The following is an 8,194-nucleotide window of genomic DNA, read 5'->3' as shown; positions in this document are numbered from 1 at the left end:
CGCCAGCGACGGGTTCACCACGCTGAACGTGATCTCCACGATCGGCGCCTACATCCTGGGTGCGTCCACGCTGCCGTTCATCTGGAACGTCTTCAAGAGCTACCGCTACGGTGAGATCGTCACCGTGGACGACCCGTGGGGCTACGGCAACTCGCTGGAGTGGGCCACCAGCTGCCCGCCGCCGCGGCACAACTTCACCGAGCTGCCCAAGATCCGTTCGGAGCGGCCCGCGTTCGAGCTGCACTACCCGCACATGGTCGAGCGGCTGCGTACTGAGGGCTACACGACCTTCACCGGTAAGCCGTTGCCGCGTAAGGACGCTGTGGACGCACCGTCCGAGCTCATCACCTCGGCTGCGATGCCGGGTGATCGGGACAAGGACAACGCAAGCGAGCAGTGAGGGCAGTGAGAGGGGAGTCCTAGCCACGGGTAACGAAGCCGAGGGAGGCACAGTGAGTCCCACCCCCGTCCTGATCACCACGACGGGGCCGGACAAACCCGGGGTGTCCTCGGTGCTGTTCGCGGCCCTGACCCAGCGGGGTGTCGAGGTCCTCGACATCGAGCAGGTCGTGATCCGCGGACAGCTCGTCCTCGGCGTGCTCGTGACCGTCGAGGACGATCCGGAGGGCCTGCAGGAGAAAGTCGAGCAGGCCATGGCCACGGTGTCGATGAACGTGGATGTGCGGATCGGGTCGGCCATCGGTTCCGATCCGTTCGCACCCGCGCAACGCGGGTCCACACACGTTCTGGTGTTGCTCGGCAGGCCGGTGACGGCGCGCGCGTTCACCCAGGTGGCGCGCAGGCTCGCGGAGGTCGGTGCGAACATCGACACGATCCGGAGCATCGCCGATTACCCCGTCACCGGCCTGGAGCTCTACGTCTCGGTGGCAGAGGACACCCCCGAGGCCGACAGCGAGTTGCGCACTATGCTCGCCGACGTCGGTGCACGGGGTGGACTGGACGTTTCGATCGAACGCGCCGGGCTGTCGCGGCGGGCCAAGCGTCTCGTGGTGTTCGACGTCGACTCGACCCTCATCCAGGGTGAGGTCATCGAGATGCTCGCCGCGCACGCCGGGGTCGAGCCCGAGGTACGCGAGATCACCGACGCGGCCATGCGCGGCGAGTTGAACTTCAGCGAGTCGCTGACGCGCCGGGTGGCGTTGCTCAAGGGGCTGCCCGAGTCGGTGCTCGACGAGGTCGCCGCACGGATCGAGCTCACACCCGGTGCCCGCACCACGGTGCGGACGTTGAAGCGGCTCGGTTTCCGCTGCGGTGTGGTCTCCGGAGGGTTCACCCGCATCATCGAGGGACTCGCCACAGAATTGGGACTCGACTTCGCGGTCGCCAACGAACTGGAAGTGGTGGACGGAGTCCTCACCGGCCGGATCGTGGGCGAGGTCGTCGACAGGGCGGGCAAGGCGGAGACCCTCAAACGGTACGCCGCCGGCTACGGCATTCCGCTGGCTCAGTGCGTGGCCGTCGGGGACGGGGCCAACGACATCGACATGCTCACCGCCGCGGGCATGGGCATCGCGTTCAACGCCAAACCGGCCCTGCGGGAAGTGGCCGACGCGGCACTGTCGTACCCCTATCTCGACGCGGTGCTGTTCATGCTCGGTGTCACCCGCGCGGAGGTGGAGGCGGCCGACGTCGCGGACGGACTGCCGCTCGTCCGGCCATGATGGCTCCCGACAGCGCCCGCGAATCGGTCCTGGCTCCGGTGGCGGCGCGTTACGCGTGGTGGCTCGGATTGTCCGCTGAACGGGCCGCGGAACGTGACGTACCGCCCGAACAGGTCTGGGCGATGCCCGTGGTGCTGCGCATGGAGAAGACACATCCGCCGGCGCGGACCCCGCTGCTGGAAGCCGCCGCCGGTGCCGCTCTTTCCGTGTGCCTCGACGACGAGGCCCGCCCGGGCGGTGCTTGGTACGAACCGCTGCACACGTGGACGTCGGGCCACATCCGCAAGGTGGCGCGTCGCGCGAGGGGTGCGCACTGGGAGGCGGTGCAGCACCTGCCGGGTGTGACCGTCGACGTGGACGGTGCGCAGGCCCGAGCGCTCGTGCCCTGCCGGGTCGGCGACCTTCCCCGCGAGGTGGCGCGGCTTCAGATCTCCGGCAGTGACCTGCCGGCTGACGACCCGGGGCCGGCTCCGGACGGCCTGCCCGTGTTGCTGCTGAACCCCGAGGTCCCGATGTCGGCGGGCAAGGCGGCCGCGCAGGTCGGGCACGCCACGATGCTGCTCGCGGCACTGCTCGACGCTTCGGCGCTCGCCGAATGGGCAGCCCACGGTTACCGTTGCGCGGTGCGGGTCGCCGACAGTGGTTTCTGGGACGAAGGGGTGGCCGCGGTGGCGGATCCCCGACGGGCGTGGACTGAACACGGTCTGGTGGCCGTACGCGACGCCGGATTCACCGAGGTCGAGCCGGGCACCGTCACCGTGCTGGCCCGCTGGTCCTGAATCTGCGCTCCGACCGGCCGACCGGTCAGTTCGCCTTCCACACCACGTAGGCCTTGTCGGCGTCGGTGGTCATGGCCTCCACGAACGTGTCGTGATCGAAACCGGGCAACGTCTGTAAGCGTTCGATCAGGGCATCGGCGGCCGGATCACCGCTGGGCACGGCCGTGCCAGTGCCGTCGGAGGCCGCCAACATGAGGAAGACGTCCTCCTTCCACGGCCCCTCGGGAATCACTCTCACGACGACGGCGGACAGATCGGACCAGGTCACGGACTCTTCGGTGCCGTCAGCCAGCAGACGACGGACACCCGTGTCGTCGACACTGACGGAACGAGAACGGGCGCTGGACGAATCGGCGGGCAACTAGATCTCCCTCGAGTTTCGGGTCGGCGTCCACCGTAGTCCCTAGCCGCCGACGGTTCAGGCCGGGGCAGTGGCGTCGAGCCGCCGTAGCGCGTCGCGGACGACATCGGCCCGCTGCGTCGGCCACAGCGGGGGCAGCGAGGCACGCAGGAACCCGCCGTACCGGGCTGTGGCGAGTCGGGAATCCAGCACCGCCACCACGCCCTTGTCACTGCTTGCACGGTGCAACCTGCCCACGCCTTGGGCCAACAGCAGCGCGGCGTGAGTGGCGGCCACGGTGAGGAAACCGTTGCCGCCGCGCGCTTCCACCACGCGCTGCCGTGCCGAGGCCACCGGATCGTCGGGGCGGGGGAATGGCAGGCGGTCCACGATGACGAGCGACAGCGACGGACCCGGAACGTCCACTCCCTGCCACAGCGACAGGGTGCCGAACAGACACGTGCGTGGGTCCTCGGCGAACTTGTTGACCAGTAGCGACGTCGAATCCTCGCCCTGACACAGAATCGGATACGCGAGTCGGTCACGCAGCTCTTCGGTGGCCTGCTTGGCAGCCCGCATGGACGAGAACAACCCGAGGGCGCGACCGCCCGCCGCGTCGATCAGCTCCGCGATCTCGTCCAACGCCGCCTGGCCGAGCCCGTCACGACCCGGGCGGGGCAGATGCCCCGCGACGTACAGGATGCCGTTGCGACGGTAGTCGAACGGCGATCCGACGTCCAACCCGTTCCACCGTGGCCCTGTGTCGTCCTCCGCCGGTGGTGGTTTCTCCGTAGCGGTGCCCTGTGCCCGCTCGGCGTGTGGCGAAGTCGGGGGCAGGCCCCACTGGCGGGCCATCGTGTCGAACGTGCCGCCGAGCGCGAGCGTCGCCGAGGTGAGCACGGTCGTGGTCGTCCCGAAGATCCGTTCGCGCAGCAGCCCTCCGACACCGAGCGGCGCGACGTGCAGGGCGGGTGGCCTCGGGTTCGTCGACTGTCGATCGCCCGAGCGCCACACCACGTCGCGACGGTCGGCGGCATTTTCCTCGAACGCCTCCAGCAACCGCACGGCGGTGTCGTGCACGTCGTCGAGCGCCGACCGAGCGAGCTTGCGTTTGGTGGCTTCCTCGGGGGACTCCCTGCGGTCGGAGCCGAGCGCGGTGAGACAGGCATGCGCTGCGTCCCGCACGGCGGCGAGCGCTCCACCCAGTGCTTCCGGCAGGACGTCGAGTCGGCCCGGCGGCACGTCCTCCAGTATCAGGGACAGGCCCTCACCGGCCTCCAACAGCCGGTCGGCGATCTCTGAGTCGATGAGCCTGCCGCACCGCCGTGTCGCCGTGGACACCATGGTGGGCGACAGGTCGGCCGTGGCCGTCGACGTCACCCGGTCCACCAACTCGTGCGCCTCGTCGATGATCGTGACGTCGTGCTCGGGCAACACCTGGTAGTCCTGCAACGCGTCGATGGCCAACAGCGCGTGGTTGGTGACCACGATGTTGGCTCTGCCCGCCTCCGCGCGGGCGAGTTCGGCGAAGCAGTCGTCGCCGACGGGACAGCGGGTCGCGCCGAGACATTCCTTCGCGGTCACCGAGACCTGTCGCCATGCCTGCTCGGACACACCCGGGACCAGCTCGTCACGATCACCCGTCTCGGTGTCGGACGACCACTCGTGCAGGCGCTTGACCTCACGACCCACGCGTGAGACGGCGAACGGGTCGAACAGGGAGGTGTCCTCGGGTTCGTCTTCGGGACCGGAGTGCACGCGATGCAGACACAAGTAGTTGCGCCTGCCCTTGAGGATCGCGAACGTCGGCTCCACGCCGAGTGGTTTCTTCAGTGCCTTGGCCAGTCGAGGAAGGTCGCGGTCGACGAGCTGGCGTTGCAGCGCGATCGTCGCGGTCGAGACCACCACGGTGGTTTCGGAGGCCACGGCGTGACGGATGGCCGGGACCAGGTAGGCGAGTGACTTTCCGGTGCCCGTGCCCGCTTGCACGGCGAGGTGTTCGCCCGTGCGGATGGCGCGGTCCACGGCGTCGGCCATGCGTAGTTGGCCTTCACGCTCGGTACCGCCCACCGCTTCGACGGCGTGGGAGAGGAGTTCGCGGACACTGGGCAGGTCCGAAGGGGCACCGGTCACGACCCGAGACGTTACCCCCGAGCCGGTTCACGGCTACACAGACTGCGGACACGGCTACGCAGGCTGCGGACACGGCTGCACAGGCTGCGGACACGCCGGGGATCAACGGAGGCGGGTGAGGACCTTCAGTTCCTCGCGGTCGGGGAGACCCGTGGACTCGCCCGGGACGGTGAGGGCGAAGGCGCGGCACGCGGCGGCGGTACGCAGCCTCCGGTCCGGTGACGCCCCCGCCAGGAACTCGGCGAGATAGCCCGCGACGAAGGCGTCGTCGGCGCCCTCCGTGTCCACCGACCGCACGGGATAGTTCGGCACGTCGTATCGAGAGCCGTGCAGTTCGGCCACCGCGCCACGCGGACCGAGTTCCACGATCACCTGGTCCGGTCCCAGCTCGGCCAGGCCCGCGGCGAGCTCCTGCGGGTCGCCGTCGAGTCCCAGCAGCCGCGCCGCGTCGTCTCCGGCGAACACGATGTCGCACAGCGACACGAGGTCGTAGAGGATGTCCGCGGCGTCCTCCGGGTACCAGAGTGCGTGGCTGTAGTCGATGTCGATCGACACGGGGACGCCCTCGTCGTTGGCGATCTCGGCCGCGGCGAACGCGGCCTTTGCCGCCGAGTCGGACAGGCCGGGGGTGAGGCCGCTGAGGTGGAGCACACCGGCCGCGCGGATGCGGTCCTCGGGGATGTCCTCCGGACACAGCCTCGTCCCCGCGCTGCCGTGGCGGTAGTAGGCCGAGCGGGTGACATCCGCGTTGCGGAAGTCTTTGAGCATCAGCCCGGTGGGCGCCTGCCGGTCCGTGCGTACCGCCGAGGTGTCCACCCCTTCCTCACGCAGGCGCAGCAGCACCAACGCGCCGGGTTCGTCGGCACCGAGTCGGCCGGCCCAGGCCGCCGGCGCGCCCAGCCGGGCCACACCGATGGCGACCATGGCTTCGGACCCCGCGATACCGACGTCGACGGATCTCGCGTGCCGTAGCTTCCCCGCCGGGGTGCTGAACACCGCGAGCGCCTCACCGAAGGTCAGCAGCCCCGTACCGGTCACGAAGCGACCTTCGGGGTTCCGACCACGGTCACGCCCGCCTCGTGCAGTTCGGCCAGCGCTTTGTCCACCGTGGACCGTAAGACGCCCGCCGTGAGGTCGGCGAGGACACGAACCGTGAGCCCGTTGCGCTTGGCGTCGAGCGCGGTCGCCCGCACACAGTGGTCGGTGGCGATGCCGACGACGTCCACCTCCGTCACGTTCCGGGAGGCGAGCCAATCGGCGAGCTGTTCGCCCGAATCGGTCTCGCCCTCGAAGCCGGAGTAACCGTGGCTGTACTGCCCCTTGGAGAACACCGCCGTGATCGGGGAGATGTCCAACCGCGGGTGGAAACTCGCACCCGGTGTGTCGGCGACGCAGTGCCGCGGCCACGAGCGCACGAAGTCGGGGTCGTCGCTGAAGTGCTCACCCGGATCGATGTGGTGGTCGCGTGTGGCGACGACGTGGTCGTACGTGGCGCCGGAGCCGTCTCGCAGGTAGGTCGAGATGGCCTCGGCGACCTCGGCCCCTCCGGTGACCGCGAGCGACCCTCCTTCGCAGAAGTCGTTTTGCACGTCCACCACGATCAGCGCGGTAGCCATGTTCACCTCCAGATCGACTGTGAGCCCACGTGTCGGCTACAAGGGCTACAAGAAGGTCGTGGGGATGGCGGGGTCGCCGCTCGACAACTTCAGTCCTTCCCACGGAAGGCTCACCAGTCCGTGGCGCAGCCGTTGCCTTGCGTCCTCAAGGGTGGGCAGGTCGTCCACCGGTTGTCCAGCACGCATCAGCGGGATGTGGAGCTGTTTGTCGTGCTCGGCCGGCTCCGGTGGGTTGTCGATCGGGTAGACGATCTCCTCCAGTGCAGTCCCGGTCGGTTTGTGGCGGCGGAGTGCGGCCTTGCGGCCACCGCGGGAGGCCTTGTCCTCGCTGCGTTTCGCCACGGCCCTTCCGTTCACTTCGACCAGTTTGTAGACCATGCCCGCGGTGGGGGCGCCGGAGCCGGTCACGACGGAGGTGCCGACGCCGTAGGCGTCCACGGGTTCGGCGCGCAGCGCGGCGATGGCGTGTTCGTCGAGATCCCCGGAGACGACGATGCGGGTGTCCTTGGCCCCGAGTGCGTCGAGCTGCTCCCGGGCCTGCCGGGCGAGGACGCCGAGGTCACCGGAGTCGATGCGGATGGCGCCGAGTTCCGGCCCCGCCACGCGCACGGCGGTCTCGATGCCGCGGGTGATGTCGTAGGTGTCCACCAGCAGGGTGGTGTCGGTGCCCATGTTGTCGACCTGGGCGCGGAACGCGGCTTCCTCGGTGTCGTGCAGCAGCATGAACGCGTGCGCGACGGTGCCTCGCGTGGGAATGCCGTAGCGGCGACCCGCTTCGAGGTTGGAGGTGGTGGCGAACCCGGCGAGGTAGGCGGCGCGGGCAGCGGCGACGGCGGCGTACTCGTGGGCGCGGCGGCCGCCCATCTCGATGATGGGACGCCCGTTGGCCGCGGCCGACATCCGCGCGGCGGCGGAGGCGACGGCGCTGTCGTAGTTGAGGATCGACAGCACCAGGGTTTCGAGCAGGACGCTTTCGGCAAAGGTGCCGCGTACGGTGAGGATGGGGGAGCCGGGGAAGTACAGCTCGCCCTCGGGGTAGCCGTCGACGTCGCCGGAGAAGCGATAGTCGGCGAGCCAGTCGAGTGTGGTCGAGTCGACGACGGCCGTCTGCTCCAGTTGCGCGAGTTCGGCGTCGGTGAAACGGAAGTCCGCGATGGCGTCGAGGACCCGCTGGGTGCCCGCGACCACGCCGTACCGTCGACCCGAGGGAAGCCTCCGCGCGAACACCTCGAACACGCAGTCGCGCTCGGCCGTCCCATCGCGGAGTGCACTGGCCAGCATCGTGAGTTCGTAATGGTCGGTGAGCAGCGCGGTGCTGCTCCCGCTCGCCGTGGAGGACATGCCGAGAGATTATTCGCTAAGCGGCTCGCGGGTGGGGATCCGCCCTTCCGGGGCAGTGATGCGAGCTCATCGCCGCAGGCCCCGGTGAGGAGTCCCGTCGGGTACTCACCCGCGTGGCCGACCTGGTGGCATGGCGTCCCGGCCGCCCGTGACACCATGGTTGTATGACCACACCCGTCGAGGCCGAAGAAGCACTCGGTGCCGATGTGGGCTCCGAGGACCGACCGTGGCAGACGATTGTGTGGAACGACCCGGTCAACCTCATGTCCTACGTGACGTACGTGTTCCAGAAGATCTTCGGAT

The 8,194-nt window shown here is 69.1% G+C and carries 8 protein-coding genes and 1 pseudogene; 4 read left to right on the top strand and 5 right to left on the bottom strand.

What is annotated here, in order from left to right; genetic code table 11:
* The 3 genes and pseudogenes from M7H19_RS06315 to M7H19_RS06305 form a co-directional block, all read left to right on the top strand.
* Positions 1-400: pseudogene (locus tag M7H19_RS06315) on the top strand (cytochrome ubiquinol oxidase subunit I); the annotation flags it as partial.
* Positions 401-452: 52 nt separating this feature from the next.
* Positions 453-1,682 (top strand): phosphoserine phosphatase SerB, encoded by a 1,230-nt coding sequence (gene serB, locus M7H19_RS06310; RefSeq protein ID WP_298178152.1) that lies wholly within the window; start codon positions 453-455, stop codon positions 1,680-1,682.
* Positions 1,679-2,461, top strand: a complete 783-nt coding sequence (locus M7H19_RS06305) for an aminoacyl-tRNA hydrolase (protein ID WP_298178150.1) — start codon at positions 1,679-1,681, stop codon at positions 2,459-2,461. Before serB ends, M7H19_RS06305 begins: the two co-directional genes overlap by 4 nt.
* A gap of 25 nt (positions 2,462-2,486) precedes the next feature.
* On the opposite strand, the gene M7H19_RS06300 is transcribed toward M7H19_RS06305, so the two are convergent.
* The 5 genes from M7H19_RS06300 to M7H19_RS06280 all read right to left on the bottom strand — a co-directional run bounded on the left by M7H19_RS06300 (position 2,487) and on the right by M7H19_RS06280 (position 7,891).
* The gene (locus M7H19_RS06300; RefSeq protein ID WP_298178148.1) at positions 2,487-2,822 is read right to left on the bottom strand and encodes a hypothetical protein; all 336 of its coding nucleotides are present in this window, start codon (positions 2,820-2,822) and stop codon (positions 2,487-2,489) included.
* A 57-nt stretch (positions 2,823-2,879) separates the two neighbouring features.
* A complete protein-coding gene (locus M7H19_RS06295; RefSeq protein WP_298178146.1) occupies positions 2,880-4,934 on the bottom strand; it encodes an ATP-dependent DNA helicase in 2,055 nt (684 codons plus the stop codon).
* Positions 4,935-5,036: 102 nt separating this feature from the next.
* The gene (locus tag M7H19_RS06290) at positions 5,037-5,972 is read right to left on the bottom strand and encodes a sugar kinase (protein WP_298178144.1); all 936 of its coding nucleotides are present in this window, start codon (positions 5,970-5,972) and stop codon (positions 5,037-5,039) included.
* Complete coding sequence (locus M7H19_RS06285; RefSeq protein ID WP_298178142.1) at positions 5,969-6,550, bottom strand: nicotinamidase; 582 nt, start codon at positions 6,548-6,550, stop codon at positions 5,969-5,971. The genes M7H19_RS06290 and M7H19_RS06285 overlap by 4 nt, the downstream gene beginning before the upstream one ends.
* Positions 6,551-6,595: 45 nt before the next feature.
* The gene (locus M7H19_RS06280) at positions 6,596-7,891 is read right to left on the bottom strand and encodes a nicotinate phosphoribosyltransferase (RefSeq protein ID WP_298178140.1); all 1,296 of its coding nucleotides are present in this window, start codon (positions 7,889-7,891) and stop codon (positions 6,596-6,598) included.
* 164 nt (positions 7,892-8,055) lie between these two features.
* Here M7H19_RS06280 and M7H19_RS06275 point away from each other — a divergent pair.
* Positions 8,056-8,194: ATP-dependent Clp protease adaptor ClpS (locus M7H19_RS06275; RefSeq protein ID WP_277068427.1), on the top strand; the 139-nt coding region annotated here is incomplete at its 3' end.

The sequence above is a fragment of the Saccharomonospora sp. genome (assembly GCF_027317685.1).
Lineage (GTDB): Bacteria > Actinomycetota > Actinomycetes > Mycobacteriales > Pseudonocardiaceae > Saccharomonospora.
This window is presented reverse-complemented; position numbering and strand designations above follow the sequence as displayed.

Excerpts from the sequence above, each read along its gene's own strand:
- M7H19_RS06285 (WP_298178142.1), bottom strand. The coding sequence starts at position 6,550 with ATGGCTACCGCGCTGATCGTGGTGGACGTGCAAAACGACTTCTGCGAA.
- M7H19_RS06305 (WP_298178150.1), top strand. The coding sequence starts at position 1,679 with ATGATGGCTCCCGACAGCGCCCGCGAATCGGTCCTGGCTCCGGTGGCG.
- M7H19_RS06280 (WP_298178140.1), bottom strand. The coding sequence starts at position 7,891 with ATGTCCTCCACGGCGAGCGGGAGCAGCACCGCGCTGCTCACCGACCAT.